Raw genomic sequence first — 19,084 nt, 5'->3', positions numbered from 1 at the left:
CCCCGACCCGTCGCCCGGCCAACTTCCGGAAGGATCGCTTCCGTCCGGGGCCATGGGAGACTCGCCCCCATGAACGGCAAGGCGACGACCATCAGGACCAGGCTGGAGAGGGGCCGCGGCGCGCTCGGACCCGCCCTCGAACTGGTACACACCGGCCGCGCGCCGACCCGCGCCGTGCTCACCGCCGAACTGGGCGTCACCCGCGCCACCGCGGGCGCGGTCGCCGCCGAGCTCGAAGCGCTCGGTCTCATCCAGGTCGACTCCCGGCCCGCCGCGGCCGGTTCGCAGGGCCGCCCCTCGCACCGGCTCGCCGTCCACGACCACGGGCCCGTCGCGCTCGCCGCGCAGGTGCACGCGGACGGCTTCCGCGCCGCGCTCGTCGGCCTCGGCGGCGAGATCGTCGCCACCGACCCCGGCTGCGTGATCGTCTCGGCGGACCCCGCGCAGGTGCTCGGCGAGGTCGTCGACGCGGGCGCCGCCCTCCTCAGGGGCAGTGGCCGCAGATGTGTGGGCGCGGGCCTGGCGGTGCCGTCCGCCGTCGCCGAACCGGAGGGCACCGCGCTCAACCCCCTGCACCTGGCCTGGCCCGCGGGTGCCCCGGTGCGCGAGATCTTCGCGGAACGCGTCCGCGCGGCCGGCATCACCGGCCCCGCCTTCACCGGCAACGACGTCAACCTCGCGGCGCTCGCCGAACACCGGCACGGCGCGGGCCGCGGCGCCCAGCACCTGCTCTGCGTCGCCACCGGCCACCGCGGCGTCGGCGGCGCGCTCGTGCTCGACGGCCGTCTGCACACGGGGAGTTCGGGCCTGGCCCTGGAGGTCGGCCACCTCACCGTCAACCCGGACGGCCGCCCCTGCTACTGCGGCAGCCGCGGCTGCCTCGACGTCGAGGCAGACCCGCTGGCGTTCCTCACGGCCGCGGGCCGCGTCCCCGGACCCGAGGTGTCGCTCCTCGAACAGTCACGGGGACTGCTGCGCCACGCGTACGCGGACGCCGCCGTGCGCCGCGCCGCCGAGGAGCTCATCGACCGGCTCGGCCTCGGCCTCGCCGGACTCGTCAACATCCTCAACCCCGACCGGATCGTCCTCGGCGGCCTCCACAAGGCGCTCCTGGAGGCGGACCCGGACCGGCTGCGGGCCGTGGTGGCCGACCGCAGCCTGTGGGGCCAGAGCGGCGGTGTCCCGATCCTCGCCTGCTCCCTCGACCACAACAGCCTGGTCGGAGCGGCCGAGCTGGCCTGGCAGCCGGTGCTCGACGACCCGCTCGGCGCGCTCACTCACCAGGCGTAGACCCGCGCAGGGTTGTTGATCAGGATCTGCTCCACCAGGTCCTTGCCCAGGCCGAGTTCGAGCCTGGGCCGCACCCGGCGCAGCAGATAGGGCATGCCCGGCGTGTCCGGGGTCACCGTGTCCCCGCCGAGCAGCAGCCGGTCGGCGAACCCGGCGTCCGCGAGGGCCCGCAGCGCGTCCGGCATCCGCCAGTCGGTGGCGTGGTTGGCCCGCGAGGGCCCGTCGAAGGCGAGGTTGGCCCCCGCCTCGGCGGCCAGGCGGTGCACCGCGAAGTCGGGGGAGCGGTTGAGGTGGCCGAGGATCACCGAGCCGGGCGGCACCTCCAACTCCCCGCAGAGCAGGTCGAGTACGTCGAGCACACCCGTGCCCAGCTCCAGGTGCACGGCGATCGGCGCCCCGGTGCGGTGATGTGCCTCGGCGGCGGCCCCCATCGTCAGCGCGGCGTGCTCGTCGAGCCCGTGGAAGCCGCCCGCCACCTTGATCAGGCCCGCCGTGACGCCGGTGTCGCCGATGCCCTCGGTCAGCTCGGCGACGAACAGCTCGGCGAGCCGGCCGCGTACCGCGTCGAGCAACTCGGCCCCGTAGTGGGCGGCTTGGTGCAGTCCCGTGGCCGCGATGACATGCACCCCCGTGGTGCGCGAAAGGGCGGGCAGCTCGGCGATCCGGCGCCCCATGCCGTACGGCGTCCACTGGACCACCGTGCCGCCGCCGAGCGCGCCGAACCCGGCGAGCCGCGCCGCCGCGTCCGTCACGTCGGCCAGCTCCTGGCCCGGCAGCAGCGGGCTGCGGATGAAGAGGTGGTCGTGGGCGTCGACGACCCCGAGCAGGTCGGCCGGCACCGGGCCGAGCACCGTGTGCGCGGCGCTCACCACTGCCGCCCCGACCGCAGCCCCGCACGCCCGGGCTGCGAGAGGTGCAGCACCTGGAAGCGTTCGCCCCGCGCGGGCGGGTCGGGCTGCTCCCACAGCGTGAACCGCACCAGTTCCCAGCGGCTCGGGTCGATGGCCACGGCGCTCGCCACCACCCCGGGCGCAGTCTCCCCGGCCGCCTCGTCCGCCACGAAACGCGCAGGCTCCACGTCGTGCGGGACCGGCACGCGCACCCGCGTCGCGGCAGCGGGCGCGGCGCCGGACGCGGGCCCCTCCTGGTACGACAGGCCCGTCAGGAGTTGCACCCGGGGGCGCCCGAAGTCGTCGACGAGCCCCTGGAAACCAGGGCCCCACAGAAAGGAGTTCATGCCTTCGGCAGTGGACCACAGGTAGAACGTGGCATAGGAGTTGACCGGTGACCCGGCCGCGCGCTCGCGCATCAGATAGGCCTTGAGGCCGAGCCCGGGGAAGTCGTCCAGGAGATGGCCCCGGGTGGCGACGCGTTTGCGGATGATCTCCATGTCGTAGTCGGCGGGCAGTGTGATCTCGTACTGCAGGGCGTGCATCGCGTACTCCTCGGGCGGTGGGGTGGGCGGTGCTTCAGCGGGACGCGGCGGGCGGGGCGAGCAGCGAGAGCAGTCCGCGCACGGCCGCGTCGAAGCCGTCGGCCGAACCGGAGGCGCGGGCCAGGACGTAGCCGCCCTGCACGGTCGACACCACCGTGGCGGCGACGTCGTCCGGCACCAGCCGCGCGGCGAACTCGCCCCGGTCCAGGCCCTCCTGAACGATCTCGGCGAGCCTGGCGCGCAGCCAGTCGAGCGTCTCGTCGACGGGTGCGCGCAGCTCGGCGCTCGCGATGATCTCGGGGTCCATCGTCAGCCGCCCGACGGGACAGCCGCGCAGCACGTCACGCTCGCGCAGCAGGTAAGCCGAGATCCGCTCGCACGCCGTGCCGTCGCCCCCGAACGCGGCCGCGGAGGCGGCCCGCAGCTCCTCGGCGGTGCGCCGGATCGCGGCCAGCGCCAGATCGGGCTTGCCCGCGAAGTGGTGGTACATGCTGCCCTGGCCCGCGCCCGCCTGCTGCTGGATCGCCTTGGGGCTGGTCCCTACGTAACCCCGCTCCCACAACAGCTCACGCGTGGCCTCGATCAGACGCTCCGGAGTGCTCATGAGGCCACTGTACATACCAGTAGGTACAGAATCCAGAGCAGACGGCGAACGCCGCTCTACTTCCCGCGGGGTACGCCGACCGCCGCCGGCCGTACGACGACTCGCACCCCCGGCCGGAGGGAGGCTCGAAGCATCACCGAACCACCCCCACCGAGGGAGCTGACAAGGATGAACACCCTGGCCTACGCGGGACCCGGACCCTGGATCCTCTTCTTCCCGCTGATCTGGGCCGCCGTGATCCTCACCGTCGTCACCGTGCTGCGCCGCGGCGGACCGCGGGGCCGCCGCGGACCGTGGCGGACGCCGATGGACGACCGCTCACCCATCGCCGTGCTCGGACGCAGGTTCGCCGCCGGCGAGATCGACGAGGAGGAGTACTGGCGCCGGATCTCCGTCCTGGAGGAACACTTCGGGCGGACCACCCTGACCCCTCCGGGCAAGGGCGGCGCGGCGTGACCACTGCCGCCCGGGTCGTCCACGCCGTCAAGCCTCACGGCCCGGTGACCGCGAAGTGGGCACCCTGGCTTGCCCGGTCAGCCCGCGGCGGCCGTCGCCCGTCCGCGCGCCGTGCGCGAGGCCCGGCTTCCGGTGAACGGCGTGGCCGGCTCCGATCCGTACAGCGGGTACGGCGGCAGGGCCACGGCGGGCGAGGGGACGGCCAGCGTGAACCACACGGTCTTGCCGGACTCGCCCAGCGGACGCACGCCCCAGCTCTCGCTGACCGCGGCTATCAGGGCGAGCCCGCGGCCGTTGGTGGCCACGGCGTCGGCGTCGCGCACGGCGGGCAGCGTCGGATCGTGGTCGTGGACGGAGATGGTGAGGCGGTCGAGCAGCAGCTCGATGACCACGGTGCACATCTTGTCCGGCTCGGCGTGCCGGTGGACGTTGGTGAGCAACTCGGTGACGCCGAGCGCCGCCTCGTCTATCAACGGATCCAGATGCCAGTAGCGCAACTGCGCCGATACGATTCTGCGGACCTGTCCGATCCGCGACGGCAGGGCTTGGAGCTCCACCGTGCACTGCCTGCTTGGCTGGCTGATCACGGTTGCGACTCCCTGAATGAGGTCCGGAAGTAGCTGTCTGGCCCGGCGGCCTTGCTCAGAGCGTCACCGCCGGTCAACCCTCGGTGATGTGACATCAGCGTGACTCAGGGGTGGGTGCTCCGCAACTCGCGCCCCCTGGAATCTCACGCGGTTCAGCCGTGCGCGCCGTGCGTCGTCTGGCGGATGGCCTGCAGGAAGCGCTGCGTCAGCTCGCTGCCCCGCGAGCGGTCGGGTTCCTCGCCCATCGTCAGGCGGTAGCGGGTGCCGTTCAGCCGCGCCACCGTGCGGTCGTCCTTGGCGAGCCACGGCAACCGGGGCCGTGCCGCGCTGACCGCGTCGACGGGCGCGCTGTCGATCTCCCGCCCGTTGCTGGTGAGCAGCGCCAGCCGGCCGTCCTTGATCAGCACCTGGCCGGCTCGCGTCAGCGAGCGGGTCCACCGCTCGATCCGTACACCCTTCGCACTGAACTCGGGTTCCGCCATGACCGTCCGGCCCCCTTCGCATCGTTCCTGGTGGGCAGTCTGCACAACGACGAGCCTACGCACCAGGGCGCACGGGGGATCGGGTCCGGGCCAGGTGCGCCCAGCCGTCACCAGGCGTCCCACAAGCCACTCCTATGGATCCCCAAAGGGAACGTTTGTGCAGGTGAGAGGGGTATTGTCGGGTGAGGGGGCGGCACGCAGAACACGACGAGGAGTGGCATGGAAACCATCGATGTGGACCGCAGCGATCCGGAGTACCGCGCCTGGCTCAAGGAAGCCGTGCGCAAGGTCCAGGCCGATGCCAACCGCTCCGCCGACACCCACCTCCTGCGCTTTCCCCTCCCCGAGGCCTGGGGCATCGACCTCTATCTGAAGGACGAGTCGACCCACCCCACCGGCAGCCTCAAGCACCGCCTCGCCCGCTCGCTGTTCCTCTACGGCCTGTGCAATGGCTGGATCCGGCCGGGCAAGCCGGTCATCGAGGCGTCCAGCGGCTCGACCGCCGTCTCCGAGGCGTACTTCGCCAAGCTGATCGGCGTGCCGTTCATCGCGGTCATGCCCCGCACCACCAGCGCCGAGAAGTGCCGCCTGATCGAATTCCACGGCGGCCAGTGCCACTTCGTCGACGACTCGATGAAGATGTACGAGGAGTCCGCCAGGCTCGCCGCCGAGACCGGCGGCCACTACATGGACCAGTTCACCTACGCGGAGCGGGCCACCGACTGGCGCGGCAACAACAACATCGCCGAATCGATCTACCAGCAGCTGAGGTTGGAGCGCTACCCCGAGCCCGCGTGGATCGTCGCCACGGCCGGCACCGGCGGCACCTCGGCCACCATCGCGCGCTACGTCCACTACATGCAGCACGACACCATGATCTGCGTCCCCGACCCGGAGAACTCCTGTTTCTTCGACGGCTGGACGCAGGGCGACCCGCTCGCCACCAGCGACTGCGGCTCGCGCATCGAGGGCATCGGCCGCCCCCGCATGGAGCCGAGCTTCGTGCCCGGCGCCATCGACCGCATGATGAAGGTCCCGGACGCGGCGAGCGTCGCGGCCGTACGCGCCCTGGAGAAGGCGATCGGCCGCAAGGCCGGCGGCTCCACCGGCACCGGGCTGTGGAGCGCGCTGCGGATCGTCGCCGAGATGGTCGCCGAGGGCCGCACCGGCAGCATCGTCACGCTGCTCTGCGACCCGGGTGACCGCTACCTCGACAAGTACTACTCGGACGCCTGGCTCGCCGAACAGGGCCTGGACATCACCCCGTACGCCGAGACGCTCGACAGCTTCCTGGCGAGCGGGGTCTGGCCGTCCCGGTGACCTGGCCGGAACGGGACCTTCTGCCCGTGCGGGACCCCGCCCCGCGTGCCAGGGTGACGACATGGACACGCGCCCGGTAGTCGTCGCCGTAGACGGATCCGACCACAGTCTGCGAGCCCTGGAATGGGCCATTCCCGCCGCCCGCAGACTGGGCACGGAGCTGGTCATCGCGCATGTCCTGCCCGACCACACCCAGCTCTGGGCGGCCCGCCGCTCGGCCCTCGGCCCCGGCCCGGCGCTCAACGATCCGGTCACCGACCGGATCCGCGCCGCGCTGTCGGGCCGCGACGAACTGCCCTCGGTGCGGTTCGACTCCCTGGAGGGCGAGGTGGCCGACGCGCTGCACGCCCTGGGCGCCGAGGCCAGGATGCTGGTGATGGGCTCACGCGGGCGCGGCGGCTTCGCCAGCCTGCTGCTCGGCTCCAACTCCCTGGCCGTGGCCACCCGGGCACCCTGCCCCGTCGTGGTCGTGCCGCCGCTGGCCCGCACGGGCGAGGCCGAGCGGGCGACCGGCCGGGTCGTGCTCGGGCTCAATCTGGGCGAGACCGCGGACGACGTGATCGCGTTCGCCTTCGCGGAGGCGGGCGCCCGGAACGTGCCGCTCCAGGTGCTCTCGGCCTACCCGGCCCCGCCGCCGACCGCCCTGATGGTCGCGGGCGAGTTTCCGCCGGCGGCCCTCGAACGCGATCAGTACGAACCCCTCGAACGGGACCTGCGGCGCGAGCAGACCGAGCGGCTCCAGCCCTTCAAGGAGCGGTTCCCGAAGGTCGAGGTGGACCCCGTGATCGCGCCCGCCGACGCGGCCGGCCACCTCGTCGACGCCTCGGCGTCGGCCGCGCTGATCGTGGTCGGCCGGCACCGCAGGCGCCTGAAGCCCGGCTCCCTGCTGATGGGCTCTGTGGCGCACGCGGTGCTGCACCACGCGGAGTGCCCGGTCGCGGTGGTCCCGGCCCGCGGGGACGACTGACCCGCCCCGGAACCCGAGGCTCTCGCGCCGGGGCCCAACTTCCGCCACACGACGGCGCGTTGGGCACCCCGGCCGGACCCGTGCCGTGCTCCCGCCGGTAGCTTGGCGGTCTACGGTAGGGAAGATCCACTGAGCGGCACGGGGAACACGGGGAGCTGTCATGCCATCTGTACTGATCGTCGGCGGGGGACTGGTCGGGCTGACCGCCGCCCTGTGCCTGGAGTACCACGGGGTCGACTACGTGCTCGTGGAGCGCGACGCCGAGCCGACCGTGCTGCCCCGCTCGCGCGGCATGCACACCCGCGCCGTGGAGATCTTCCGTCAGATCGGCGTCGAGGACGCCGTGCAGGCCGCGAGCGCGTCCGCCCTGAAGATGGGCAGGTTCGGCGGCGCGCGCACCGGCCGGAGCATCGCCGATTCCGAGGCGCTGGACCTTCGCCACGTCCTCGCCACCGGCGCGATGGTCGGCGCGGACGAAAGCCCCTCGGCCTTCTGCTTCTGCCCCCAGGTGCTCCTCGAGCCGGTCCTGCGGGAAATCGCCGAACAGCGCGGCGGCGACATCCGCTTCGCGACCGAGCTGACCGCGTTCACCCAGGACGACGACCGGGTCACCGCCACCCTCACGGACCGGTCCACGGGCCGCACCAGCACCCTGTACGCCGACTACCTCCTGGCGGCCGACGGCGCCGGAAGCCCGATCCGTACCGCGCTGGGCATCACCAGCACCACCCGCCCCGCCACCCACCACTACCTCAACCTGTACTTTCGCGCCGACCTCACCGAGCTGGTGCGCGACCGCACCTTCAGCCAGTGCGAGATCACCGGGCCCGAGGTGTCCGGCCTGTTCCTGGCCAAGAACAACACCGACGAATGGTCCTTCCACCTCGCCTACGACCCCGAGCGCGAGAGCCCGGCCGACTACCCCGACGAGCGGTGCACCGCCCTGCTGCGCACCGCCATCGGCGCGGACGACCCGCGGCCGCGCATCGAACTGCTCGCCCGCGGCGCCTGGGACACCGGCACCGCGGTCGCCGACGCCTACCGCGGCGGCCGGGTCCTGCTGGCCGGGGACGCGGCCCACCGGCACGCCCCCTGGGGCGGCTTCGGCGCCAACACCGGCATCGCCGACGTGCACAACCTGGCGTGGAAGCTGGCCGCCGTCCTGCGCGCCGAGGCGCCGGACACCCTCCTCGACACCTATGAGCCCGAGCGCCGCCCGCGCGGCCTGCTGGTGGCCGAACAGGCGTGGCTGCGCACGGACTTCCGCGCCCGGTACGCCATCCGTACGCCGGACAACGGCGACGCCCTCGACCGCCAGCGGGGCACCGGTGAGATCATGACCCGCTACCGGTACGCCTCCGCCGCCGTTCACGGCGCGCCCGCCGGGGATTCGGTCGACCTGCTGGCGGGGCAGACCGGCACCCGCACCCCGCACCTCTGGCTCGACCGCGACGGCAGCCGCCTGTCCACCCTGGACCTGTGCGGGCCGGGTTTCACCCTGCTCACCTGCGGGGACGCCCCGGCGGACGCCGCCTGGTCCGACGCGGCCAAAGCGCTTCCGGTGACGGTGCATCACATTGTCGCCGGGGAGGCCGACTTGGAGCGGACCGCTTCCGCTGTGCGGGACACCGAGGGGGCCTGGACCACCCTCGTCGGACTGCCGCCACAGGGCGCGCTGCTCGTCCGCCCGGACGGCTTCGTCGCCGCCCGCTCCGACGAGGGGCTCACCCCGGAGACCCTCGACGAGATCTGGCGGTCCGTCATGGGGCTGTGCACGCAGGTGGGTTGAGGAAGACGTTGCGTCCGCGAGGCGGCGGTCCGGCTTGGTTCAGGGGGCCGGGGCGCTCGCGAGGCGACGGTCCAGCTTGCGCATCGCGCTCCTGAAGGACTGGCCCATGCCCGGCCCGGCCACCCGGGCCAGCAGGCGGAACAGGGCCGGTCCCTCGGTCGCCATCGTCCAGCGCACTCTCGTGCCCGAGCCGTCCGGAGCGAGCCGCCAGTCCTCCAACAGGGCTGTCACTCCAGGGGCGTTGGTCTCGTCCACGCGGTAGGCGTACCGCTCGCCCGGATCCGTGGCCATGATCGTCTCGCGGAAGAACACGCCGCCCCGCAGCCTGATCTCGCGCCCGGCCCCGCCGTCCAGGGGCCGGGCCGCGGCGATGGAGGAGAACCAGGCGGGCATGTCGCTCACCTCGTCGGCGAGCGCGCGGTAGACGGCCGCGGGTCCGGCCGCGAGACGGGCGGTGAACACCAGGCGCGTCGGCGCCGACCCGGCGAAGTCCAGTTCCACGGGCCTGAGTCGGCGAGCCATGACGCGTTCCTCCTGACGTGCGGGTGCGCGGGGGCCCGTGCCCGTCGGACACGGGAGCCCGCACACCATAACTGGCGGATCGTCAGATGTCTGCGGGGCCGCCGTTGCCGGGCCCGTTGTCGCCCCCGTTGTCGGGGATCTCCCCGGCCACCACGAGGTCCCTCAGATGCTCCGTCATCTCCTCGCGGGAGCGCTCCGTGAGGCCCGCGTCCGTCACCAGGGAGTCGACCTGGTCGAGCGCGGCGAACGAACTGAGGCCCACCGTCCCCCACTTGGTGTGGTCCGCGATCACCACGACGCGCCGCGCCGACTGCACGAACCGACGATTGGTCTCCGCCTCCGCGAGGTTGGGCGTGGAGAGTCCCGCCTCCACCGAGATGCCGTGCACCCCGATGAACAGCACGTCGAAATGGAGCGAGCGGATCGCCGCGTCGGCCACCGGCCCCACCAACGTGTCGGAGAGCGTGCGCACCCCGCCCGTCAGCACCACGGTGGCCGCCCCCGGACGCGGCCCGGAGCCCGCCGGAGACCGCTGGGCGGCATGGAACACATCGGCGACCTGCACCGAGTTGGTCACCACCGTCAACTCCGGAACGTCCACCAGCTGCTGAGCCAGCGCGTACGCCGTCGTCCCGCCGGCCAGCGCGATGGCGCTGCCGGGCACGGCCATGCGGGCCGCCTCCCGCGCGATGTCCTGCTTGGCGCTGAGCTCCAGCGTCGACTTCGCCTCGAAGCCGGGCTCGTGCGCCGTGGCGTCCGCGACGGGCACGGCCCCGCCGTGCACCTTCTCGATCACACCCTGGCGCGCCAGCGCGTCCAGATCCCGGCGGACCGTCATGTCCGACACATTGAGTTTCCGGGTGAGTTCGTTGACCCGGACCCCGCCCCGCCGTCTGACCTCATCGAGGATCAGCGCACGACGCTGCTCCGCGAGCAGATTCTGGTGGTCGCTCACTGCCGGGCCGGCCCCTTCCACATCGTCGAACACACTCGCCGGGCACATCTGCACCCCCGGCCTCCGGACACCCCATCCTGTCACGGGGAGATTCGGTGAGAGCACTGCACCAGGGGACCCGGATCCGAGATCCTGATGTTCCGAGTCACCCGCGCCGCCGATCCTGCCATCACGAGAGCGAGTCGCAGAAGTGTCCCGTGCCACACCCGCCGCCCGGGCCGGTGCTCCAGCCGTCGAGAGCGGCGGCCCCGCACTCGAGCTGCTGGTCCACGGCGTCGGGGGCACCACCCCGCAGAAGATGCTCGCCGACCCGCGCACCGTCCGCGTCGCCGGAGACGACACCGCCGCCCTCTACCGGCGCGCCGAGGACGCCGACGCCGAGGCGCACCCGGAGCGCTACCGGGGCCGCCCGGTGCCGGAGGCGTACGTCTGGTGCAATCTGACCTCCGGCAACAGCGCCCGTGCCCTGTGGCTGCTCCTGCTGCCGTTCATGGTGATCAACCTGGCCCACTGGATGCGCCCGCCCGCCCGGGATCCCGCCTGGGCGATCCGGCTGTACGGGGTGCTGGTGCGGCTCGTCGCGCTCAGCCTCACCGTGCTGCTGGTGGCCGCCGCCTGCGAGGTCGCGCTCGACCTCACCGCCTGGCAGTGCGCGGGCTCGGCCGCCTGCTCGCGCTCGTGGTACTGGCTGGGCTTCACCTCGGTCGCCCACCACGGCTGGTGGGCGCAGCCGGGCCGCCGCCTCGCCCTCGCGGCCCTCGCCCCCGCGGGCCTGACCCTGCTGCTCTGGTATCTCTCCAACCGCACCTGGAGCGCCTACGAGTCGCAGCAGCCCCTCGACGCCGAGCCCGCCGCCAACCCCGCGCGGGCGGCCGGACCCGCGTTCAGCAGGCCCGGATTCTGGTACGGCAGGCGCCTGGTGGCCCGGCTGCGCGCCGCCCACACCGCCGCGGGGTTCCTGACCACCGCCGCCGGGGTGACAGCGGCCGCCGCCCGCTACGACCGCGCCGCCACCAGCGCCGTCTTCGAGACGCTCGGCCTGCTCCTGGAGTCGACCCTGGCCATCGCGGGGCTGGTTGTGGTGTGGGTGGTGTGCCGTCGCGGGCGGACCGAGTCCCATCTCGACGAGCGGCTCGACCGGGCCGTCACCGCCTGGCTGCCGGTCTCCTCGCTCGTCCTGCTGGCGTCCGCCCTGGTGTACGCGGCCTGGGACCGCTCCGACTGGGTCTCGGCCGGGACGCTGCCCGGTGACCGGGCGTTCGGCTTCCTGACCCTGGCCCAGGGGGTGCTGGTGGTCGCCCTCGCCGCGGTGGCCGGGCATCTGCGCCGCCGGGCGCCGGGGGAGCGCACCACGCTGGGTGGGCTCGGCGGCCCCGTCGTCGCGATGCTCGCCTGCGCGCTCGGGGGCGTGATGACCGGCGGCGTCGCCCAGCGCGTCGCCGACTGGATCGACCACGGCGCACCGCAGGGCACGCGCCGCTCGGTCTTCAACGGGCCGCCTCCGCTGCTCACTTGGCAGGCCTCGGTGATCCCGGCCCTGCTCGCGCTGCTTGTGCCCGTCGTGGTGTTCTTCGTCGTACGCACCTGGCGCACCGCCCGCGCCGAGGCGCCGCGCGTCATGGCCGACTACCCCACCGAGCGGCCGGACACCGCCCGCACCCGCCAGATCGCGCGCGCCCGTGCCATGGCCGGGCTCACCGACCACGCCCCGGTCTTCCTCGGCGTCGTCTCCGGCGCGTCCCTGCTGCTCGGCGCCGCGGCCCTGGCCGGGGCCTGGTGGACCAGCCAGGTGCCGGACCGGGCGGCCGACGGCGCGGCCGCGCCCGTCGCCTTCGCCGCCGACGCCGCCCAGTCCCTCGGGTCCTGGTGCACCGGCTTCGGCTTCCTCCTCTTCGTCACCTGGGGCCGGCGCGCCTACAAGGACGCGGCGGCCCGCCGCACCGTCGGCATCCTGTGGGACGTCGGTACCTTCTGGCCGCGCGCCGCCCACCCCTTCGCGCCGCCCTGCTACGCCGAGCGGGCCGTGCCGGACCTCGCCTGGCGGATGAACACCTGGACCGACCGCACCGGCGGCCGCCTCGTGATCTCGGGCCACTCGCAGGGCAGCGTCCTGGCGGCGGCCGCTGTCTGGCAACTGCCCGCGGCCACCCGGCGCCGGGTGGCCCTGCTCACCTACGGCTGCCCCGTCGAGCGGCTGTACGGCCGCTGGTTCCCCGCCTACTTCGGCCCTGCCCCGCTCCGGGCCCTGCACCAGGAGGTGCACTGCTGGCGGAACCTGTGGCGAGCCACCGACCCGATCGGCGGGCCGGTCCTGACCGGCGGCGACGTCGACAAGGGTCCGCTGCTCGACCCGCTCGCCTACGGCCGGACCCGCGAACACCCGCTGCCCGCGCCGATCCTGGGACACTCCGACTACCAGGCCGATCCCGCGTTCGGCCGCGAACGGGCGCTCCTGCTGGCCGAGTTGGCGTCGGGGGTGCCGAACCAGCGCGTCGATCAGGGAAGTTCGGGCAGATCGTCCGGATAGAGCAGGGTCAGATCGTCGGTGCTGGCGTCGGCGAGCTGGGCGACCCGGCCCGCGTGCCGCTCGACCATCGACTCGAACGTCTGGCGCGCGGTGCGCCCGTTGCCGAACGCGGCGCCCCTGGGCAGCACCGTGAAGTACTTCAGGAGGCACTCCGCGGTCCCGGAGCCGAGCCGGTACTCGTGCTCGTCGGCCTGCTGCTCCACGATGCGCAGCAGCTCCTCGGGGGAGTAGTCCGAGAACCTGATGGTCCGTGAGAAACGGGATGCCACACCGGGGTTGACGCTCAGGAACCGCTCCATCTCCGCCGTGTATCCGGCGACGATGACCACCACCGCCTCACGGTGGTCCTCCATCAGCTTCACCAGCGTGTCGATCGCCTCCCGCCCGAAGTCGCGGCCCGAGTCCTCCGGGGAGAGGGCGTACGCCTCGTCGATGAAGAGCACGCCGCCGTGGGCCCGATCGAAGGCCTCCTGGGTGCGGATCGCGGTGGACCCGATGTGCTCGCCGACCAGGTCGACACGGGACACCTCCACCAGATGCCCGCGTTCCAGGACGCCGAGGGAGGCGAGGATCTCCCCGTACAGCCGCGCCACCGTGGTCTTGCCGGTGCCGGGGGAGCCGGTGAAGACCAGGTGCCGGCGGACCGAGGCCGCCTTGAGACCGGCCTGCTGCCGCTTGCGGCCGACCTCGATCATGTCGGTGAGCGCCCGCACCTCGCGCTTGACGCTCTCCAGGCCCACCAGCGTGTCCAACTCGCCGAGCACCGCCCCCGAACTGCGCGCGGGCTCGGTCGCGGGCGCCGGGGGCTCGACGGGGCGCGGGCCGGGGACGGCGGAGAGCAGCCCCATCGTCTGCGTCGCGCTCTGCACGGCGGGCGGCTCGGCGGCGCCGTCCTTGGCACCGCTCTCGTCGCTGGTGCAGTCCTCCACGACCGCGCCGTCCTCGGAGAACTCGTACCCCCGGCGCGCACAGCGCTCGGTACGGCAGCGCGTCAGGGTCGTACGGCAGCCGTCGATGACGTGGAAGCCGAAGCCGCCGCTGCCGGTCACCCGGCAGCCGTGGAAGGTGCCCCGGCCCTCGGCGGAGACGTAGAACCCAGCCTCCGCGGGCGAGGTGACCGTGACGCGCTCGATGCGCGGGTCGGCGCCCTTGGTCACGATGACACCGGTCTGCGCGCCGTCGATGGTGCAGCCCGCGAGGGTGCCGCCGCTGCCGTGGTCGCGGAACCAGGCACCCGTGGAGGCCTCCCGGATGCGGCAGTCGTCGAGCTGCGCGGTCGCGCCGTCGCTCACCGACACGGCCGTGTTGCGGACCTGGGTGAGGTCGCTGTCGACCACGTCGGCGCGCGAGCCCCGGTCGAGCACGAAGATCGCGTCCGGTACGTCATGGACGCGGCAGCCCTCCAGGACCGCCGTCGCACCGTCGCTGACCCACACCGCCGGGTAGTCACCCGTACTGTCGTGGATCTCGCACTGGTTGGCGTCCACCCGGGTGCCCGGGTCCCACACCGACAGGCCGTTGCGCCCGAAGCGGCGGACCTTGGTGCGCGTCAGCGTGAGCAGCGAACGGGAGCGCAGGTCCACCGCGTTCTCGGGGATGTCGTGGATGTCGCAGTCCGCGAGCGTGAGCACCGCGTCCGTGTCGAGGGTGATGCCGTCGGCCGACGTGCGGTGCACCGTGCAGTCGGTGAGATGGGCCGCGGCCCGCGAGGCGATCTGCGCCCCGGCGCCCTTGATCTCGTACACCTCGCAGCCGAGGGCCTCGAGCCCGCTGCCCTCGCCGCTGACGGCCAGTCCGGCCCCGCTGGCGTGGTGCACCCGGCACCGTTCGAGCCGGGGGTGGCCGCCGCTGTGCACGGACACCCCGGACTGCCCGGCCGCGACGACCTCGCACTCCTCGAACACCCCGCCCGCGCCGTCGAAGACACCGATGCCGACGCCGCCCGGATTGTCCACGGTGCAGCGCCGCACCGTGGGCCGGGCGCCGCCCCGCACCTCGATGCCGACCGCCGAGCGGGTCACCACCCGCAGATCGGCGAGCTCGGGCGCGCCGTCCTCCACGAGCAGCGCGGGCGCCGCCGCGTCCTGGCCCTCCAGATACAGGTCCCGCACGGTCGCCGAGGCGCGCACGGTCAGCGCCACGCCGTCGACGGGCGCGATGCGGACCGAGCCGACCGCGCCCTCGGGGCCGCGCAACGTCACGGAGCGACGCAGCACCAGGTTCTCCCGGTAGGTGCCCGGGGCGACGGTCAGGACGTCGCCGTCGCCTGCGGCCTCCAGGGCCGCGGCCAAGGAGGCGTACTCACCCGTGCGGCGGCGCCACCTCGACGTGCCCGTGTGCGTCACCTGGACCGTGCCCTGAGCCATCGTGCTGCCGTGCCCCCACCTCGTGCGTGCGTCCTTGCACACACCTCGACCGTGACCTCGTATGTGCGACTGATGGTCCACCGTAGCGCGCGCCGGGCCGCTGAGTTGACCGGTCAGCTGCCCGCGCCGGTACGGCCCCAGTCGGGACCGTACCGGGCCCACGCCCGGTCCAGGCGCTCATACCGCCGGCGTATCAGGCGCCATACGGTCAACCGCCGCAGCGCCTCGACGAGTCCGGCGCTCGCCGCGGCCGCGCAGATGCCCGAGAACACGGCGTGCGTATCGGCCGCGGCCGGCGCCATCGGCCGGGGCACCGGGCGCCCCTGGTCGTCGGTCCATATCGGGAAACGGGAGCCGGGCGGCGGTGACATCAGCGGCGCGGCCAGCGTGCCGCTGTGCGAACTGCCGTCCTGAGCCGTCCAGTTGGCGACGACCATGGTGTGGATGGCGCGGCCCGGCGAGCCGTCCGGCTCGGCGGCCGGGGCCCGCTGCCCGGCCCGGCGCACCACCACGGCCTCGGTCGGGTGCCGGTGGCGGTGCTGCTCGGCGGCGGTCCGGCGCAGTGAGGTGTCGGTGAGCGAACCGCAGAGCACTCCCGCCGCGGGCGCGGCGAACACCATCAGCAGCAGGGCAACGAGCGCCAGCCAGGCCTCCACGAGGTCGGTGCGGCGGCGCAGCGGATTGCGCCGCCAGCGCCAGACTCCCGCCATGGCTCGCACGGGCCGCGCACCCCCTTCCGCCGTCGCGCCGCCCGGGCGGGGCGGCCTGCGCGCGGGTGGCGCGAACAGGGATCCGATCCACCCGGCTTGTCCCGTCCAACGCATCCGCCACCCACAGGAGTTCCCGTGGGGACCGCGGCTATGCGAGCACCCTCATCGCGTCACCGACGCGGATGGTGCCGGTGTGCTCGGGGACGACCAGCACGCCGAAGGCCAGCGACTTGCCCACCCGTCGGTACCGGCCCAGGGTGCGCAGCGGCTCCTTGCCGCGCTCGGCGGTCGCCTGGTCGGTGGTGGTGATCACGCAGCGGCCGCAGGGCTTGGCGAGCCGGAAGGAGACCTCGCCGATCGCGATCCGCGACCAGGTGTCCTCGGCCCACGCCTCGGTCCCGTCGAGGACCACGTTCGGCCGGAACCGGTTCATCGGAAGCGGCCCCTCGGCGGCGTGGTCGCCCTCGGCGATCAGCGAGTTGAGGGCGTCGAGCGAGGCGCGCGTGGCGATCAGGAGCGGGAATCCGTCGGCGAAGCTCACCGTCTCGCCGTTGGGCGCGTACTGGGGATCGATGGCCCTGCGGTGGGCCGGGTCGTCGAGGTGCATCAGACGCACCTCGGTGCCCAGGTAGGCGCTGAACCACGCGTGAGCCTCGTCGGCGGCGGCCACCGCCTCGAACTTGTTGCCGAAGAGCGTGACGCCCGTGGGGGCCATCGGCTGCGGCGGCTCGACGACCAGATCGCCGCACCCGGGCGCGGAAAGCCGCACCCCTCCGCCCGGCAGTGTGGCGGCACTGCTCAGGGCCAGACCCGGCCGCTCGCGCTGCGTGACGGCCGTTCCCTGCGTGTCCACCAGCATCCAGCGGCGGTCCCCGGCGAGCCCCCATGGCTCGACCGCCGCTCGTGCTGTGTCGTATCCCCCGACCGACTTGACGGGATGGATGTGGATCCCGTGGACGACCGCATCAAGTCCGTTGTTCATGAACACATCCTGCCAGCCGCCCCGGACAGTCGTCCGGGCGGCCGGAACCCGCCTGGATCAGTAGCCGGTGCCCTGGTAGGGCCGGTTGTACGGATCCTCGTACGGGGCGGGCGCCGGCCGGGGCGCGGCGGGCCGCATGGCCTCGTACCCGGTGCCCTGCATCGGGCGCTGCGGCATCGACGGCTGCCCATGGTAGCCGCGCGGGGCCGAGGGCTGCTGCGGGATGTACGGCGCGGGCGCGTGCTGCAACGGCACCGGCTGCTGCATCTGCTGCTGGTAGCCGTACGACGAGGCGTAGGAGGGGGTCTGCTGGGAAGGGGCGGCCGGCAGGGCGGGCAGCGCCGACGGCAGGGCCGGCAGGTGGTTGCTGCCGGTGTCATAGAGAGAAGGCACTCGGATCGGGGCGATCTGAGGCGTACCCCGTTCTGCGACGAGGGAGTCGTAGATGGGGGTGTCCGGGAAGAACGGCGCGGAGTAGTAACCGCCGCCATAGGTGGAGCGGGGGGAGGTCATGGCACATAAGTTAAGCCCACGATGTGGTCGTTGGGGAGCCCGATAAGAGGGTTGTTTTGCGTGTTCGGAGTGGCTGGGCATCATCAATGTGAGCGAACTTGGGAAAATCGGTCGCGCCCGGGCGTTGAAATCGTGTAAAGGGCAAGGTCATCAGGGGTTACCGGCGGGTGGCCCGGAGAGGTGCCGGGCGGTCGGTCGCGCACTAGGTTGGCGGTGCGGAAATCTTTCGGCGCCGCCACGAGTGATGGGGGAGAGCATGTCCATGCTTAAAGGAGCCAACGTCGCGGTGCCGGCGCCCTCGGTACGCGTCGAACTGTCCTGGCGGTCCGGCCCCGGCGTCCCCGACGTCGACGCCTCGGCCCTGCTGCTGTCCGGCGGACGGGTCCGCTCCGACGCCGACTTCGTCTTCTACAACCAGCCCGCCCATTCCTCGGGCGCCGTACGCCACGAAGGCAAGCGGTCCGGCCCCGACGCGGTGACGGACACCCTGCTCATCGACCTCGCGCGGGTGGAACCCGCCGTCGAGCGCGTGGTGCTGGCCGCCTCCGCCGACGGCGGCGCCTTCGGCCGGGTGCCCGGGCTCGGCATCCGCGTCCTGGACGCGGTGACCGGCGCGGAGCTCGCGCGCTTCGACAGCCAGGACGCCACCGTGGAGACCGCGTTCATCCTCGGCGAGCTCTACCGCCGCCAGGGCGCCTGGAAGTTCCGCGCGGTGGGCCAGGGCTACGACAGTGGACTCGAAGGCCTGGCAACGGACTTCGGCATCACCGTCGACAAGCCCCAGCCGCAGCCCATCACGCCGCCCCCCGCCCCCGCGCCCTACACCCCGCCTCCCACTCAGACCGCCTATATGCCGCCACCGGCCCCCGTCTGGCCCGAGCCGGCCGCCCAGACTCCGGCGCCCTTGACGGCCGCTCCGCTGACGCCGCCGCCACCGGTGCGCCTCTCCAAGGTCACCCTCACGAAGGACGCCCCCAGGGTTTCGCTCGCCAAGCAGGGCGGCACCTCGGGCGCGATGCGGGTCAATCTCAACTGGCAGAGCCGCAAGCAATTCAGCGGCTGGGGCGCCAAGTTGGGGCGTGCCGTGGCCAACCACAGCGATCTCGACCTCGACCTGTGCGCGCTGTACGAACTCGCCGACGGGCGCAAGGGCGTCGTCCAGGCCCTGGGCAACGCCTTCGGCGCGCTGCACCAGCCGCCGTACATCCACCTCGACGGCGACGACCGCACCGGCGCCGTGGAGTCGGGCGAGAACCTCACCGTCAACCTCGACCAGAAGGACAAGTTCCGCCGCCTGCTGATCTTCGTCACCATCTACGAGGGCGCCCGCAGCTTCGCCGATCTGCACGCCACGGTGACGCTCCAGCCGCAGTTCGGCGCGCCGATCGAGTTCTTCCTCGACGAGTGCACCGTGCCGTCCACGGTCTGCGCGCTCGCCCTGATCACCAACAACGGCGGCGATCTGGTCGTCCAGCGCGAGGCCCGCTACCTGGTGCCCGCGCGCGGCGTCAGCCCGCAGCGGACCATAGACCAGGCCTACGGCTGGGGCATGAACTGGACGCCCGGCCGCAAGTAGCCC

Annotated in this window: 18 protein-coding genes; 7 read left to right on the top strand and 11 right to left on the bottom strand. The window is 73.1% G+C overall.

Going from position 1 to position 19,084, the window contains the following annotated elements; translation table 11 throughout:
- Positions 1–69: 69 nt before the first annotated feature.
- On the top strand, positions 70–1,290 hold the full coding sequence (locus DT019_RS02590; protein ID WP_114034898.1) for an ROK family protein: 1,221 nt from the start codon (positions 70–72) through the stop codon (positions 1,288–1,290).
- On the opposite strand, the gene DT019_RS02585 is transcribed toward DT019_RS02590, so the two are convergent.
- The 3 genes from DT019_RS02585 to DT019_RS02575 are packed head-to-tail and all read right to left on the bottom strand — an operon-like array spanning position 1,278 to position 3,344.
- Entirely contained in the window at positions 1,278–2,162 is an 885-nt protein-coding gene (locus DT019_RS02585) for a phosphotriesterase (protein ID WP_114034897.1), read from the bottom strand. The two genes, DT019_RS02590 and DT019_RS02585, sit on opposite strands and share 13 nt — an antisense overlap.
- Positions 2,156–2,725, bottom strand: a complete 570-nt coding sequence (locus DT019_RS02580; protein WP_114034896.1) for a DUF4865 family protein — start codon at positions 2,723–2,725, stop codon at positions 2,156–2,158. Before DT019_RS02580 ends, DT019_RS02585 begins: the two co-directional genes overlap by 7 nt.
- A gap of 34 nt (positions 2,726–2,759) precedes the next feature.
- The gene (locus DT019_RS02575; protein ID WP_114034895.1) at positions 2,760–3,344 is read right to left on the bottom strand and encodes a TetR/AcrR family transcriptional regulator; all 585 of its coding nucleotides are present in this window, start codon (positions 3,342–3,344) and stop codon (positions 2,760–2,762) included.
- Between the two features lie 153 nt (positions 3,345–3,497).
- On the opposite strand from DT019_RS02575, the gene DT019_RS02570 reads away from it, so the two are divergent.
- Positions 3,498–3,785, top strand: coding sequence for an SHOCT domain-containing protein (locus DT019_RS02570; protein ID WP_114034894.1), 288 nt, complete (start codon positions 3,498–3,500; stop codon positions 3,783–3,785).
- A 77-nt stretch (positions 3,786–3,862) separates the two neighbouring features.
- On the opposite strand, the gene DT019_RS02565 is transcribed toward DT019_RS02570, so the two are convergent.
- On the bottom strand, positions 3,863–4,372 hold the full coding sequence (locus DT019_RS02565) for an ATP-binding protein (protein ID WP_114034893.1): 510 nt from the start codon (positions 4,370–4,372) through the stop codon (positions 3,863–3,865).
- Positions 4,373–4,524: 152 nt separating this feature from the next.
- A complete protein-coding gene (locus DT019_RS02560; RefSeq protein WP_114034892.1) occupies positions 4,525–4,854 on the bottom strand; it encodes a hypothetical protein in 330 nt (109 codons plus the stop codon).
- Between the two features lie 219 nt (positions 4,855–5,073).
- Here DT019_RS02560 and DT019_RS02555 point away from each other — a divergent pair, with 219 nt between their 5' ends.
- The 3 genes from DT019_RS02555 (at position 5,074) to DT019_RS02545 (ending at position 8,930) form a co-directional block, all read left to right on the top strand.
- Positions 5,074–6,174 carry a PLP-dependent cysteine synthase family protein gene (locus tag DT019_RS02555; protein ID WP_114034891.1) on the top strand — a complete coding sequence of 367 codons (1,101 nt, stop codon included), beginning with the start codon at positions 5,074–5,076 and terminating at the stop codon, positions 6,172–6,174.
- Between the two features lie 61 nt (positions 6,175–6,235).
- The gene (locus DT019_RS02550; protein WP_114034890.1) at positions 6,236–7,141 is read left to right on the top strand and encodes a universal stress protein; all 906 of its coding nucleotides are present in this window, start codon (positions 6,236–6,238) and stop codon (positions 7,139–7,141) included.
- 160 nt (positions 7,142–7,301) lie between these two features.
- Positions 7,302–8,930 carry an FAD-dependent monooxygenase gene (locus DT019_RS02545; protein WP_114034889.1) on the top strand — a complete coding sequence of 543 codons (1,629 nt, stop codon included), beginning with the start codon at positions 7,302–7,304 and terminating at the stop codon, positions 8,928–8,930.
- Positions 8,931–8,969: 39 nt separating this feature from the next.
- Here DT019_RS02545 and DT019_RS02540 read toward each other — a convergent pair whose 3' ends face one another.
- Both DT019_RS02540 and DT019_RS02535 read right to left on the bottom strand, forming a co-directional pair.
- Positions 8,970–9,452 carry an SRPBCC family protein gene (locus tag DT019_RS02540; protein WP_114034888.1) on the bottom strand — a complete coding sequence of 161 codons (483 nt, stop codon included), beginning with the start codon at positions 9,450–9,452 and terminating at the stop codon, positions 8,970–8,972.
- 82 nt (positions 9,453–9,534) lie between these two features.
- The gene (locus tag DT019_RS02535; RefSeq protein WP_114035291.1) at positions 9,535–10,407 is read right to left on the bottom strand and encodes a DeoR/GlpR family DNA-binding transcription regulator; all 873 of its coding nucleotides are present in this window, start codon (positions 10,405–10,407) and stop codon (positions 9,535–9,537) included.
- A gap of 190 nt (positions 10,408–10,597) precedes the next feature.
- On the opposite strand from DT019_RS02535, the gene DT019_RS02530 reads away from it, so the two are divergent.
- Positions 10,598–12,934, top strand: coding sequence for a hypothetical protein (locus DT019_RS02530; protein ID WP_114034887.1), 2,337 nt, complete (start codon positions 10,598–10,600; stop codon positions 12,932–12,934).
- On the opposite strand, the gene DT019_RS02525 is transcribed toward DT019_RS02530, so the two are convergent.
- The 4 genes from DT019_RS02525 to DT019_RS02510 all read right to left on the bottom strand — a co-directional run bounded on the left by DT019_RS02525 (position 12,904) and on the right by DT019_RS02510 (position 17,505).
- Positions 12,904–15,300, bottom strand: coding sequence for a right-handed parallel beta-helix repeat-containing protein (locus tag DT019_RS02525; protein WP_114034886.1), 2,397 nt, complete (start codon positions 15,298–15,300; stop codon positions 12,904–12,906). The genes DT019_RS02530 and DT019_RS02525 overlap by 31 nt on opposite strands.
- A 113-nt stretch (positions 15,301–15,413) precedes the next feature.
- Positions 15,414–16,010, bottom strand: a complete 597-nt coding sequence (locus DT019_RS02520; RefSeq protein WP_317617725.1) for a hypothetical protein — start codon at positions 16,008–16,010, stop codon at positions 15,414–15,416.
- Positions 16,011–16,158: 148 nt separating this feature from the next.
- Positions 16,159–16,992, bottom strand: coding sequence for an MOSC domain-containing protein (locus DT019_RS02515; protein ID WP_114034884.1), 834 nt, complete (start codon positions 16,990–16,992; stop codon positions 16,159–16,161).
- Between the two features lie 57 nt (positions 16,993–17,049).
- Entirely contained in the window at positions 17,050–17,505 is a 456-nt protein-coding gene (locus tag DT019_RS02510) for a DUF6643 family protein (RefSeq protein ID WP_114034883.1), read from the bottom strand.
- 256 nt (positions 17,506–17,761) lie between these two features.
- Here DT019_RS02510 and DT019_RS02505 point away from each other — a divergent pair, with 256 nt between their 5' ends.
- Positions 17,762–19,081 carry a TerD family protein gene (locus DT019_RS02505; protein ID WP_223279272.1) on the top strand — a complete coding sequence of 440 codons (1,320 nt, stop codon included), beginning with the start codon at positions 17,762–17,764 and terminating at the stop codon, positions 19,079–19,081.
- Positions 19,082–19,084 lie beyond the last annotated feature (3 nt).

The organism is Streptomyces sp. SDr-06, from assembly GCF_003324565.1.
Lineage (GTDB): Bacteria > Actinomycetota > Actinomycetes > Streptomycetales > Streptomycetaceae > Streptomyces.
Note: the sequence above shows the minus strand (reverse complement) of the source record. Positions and strands in the feature narration are given on the sequence as shown.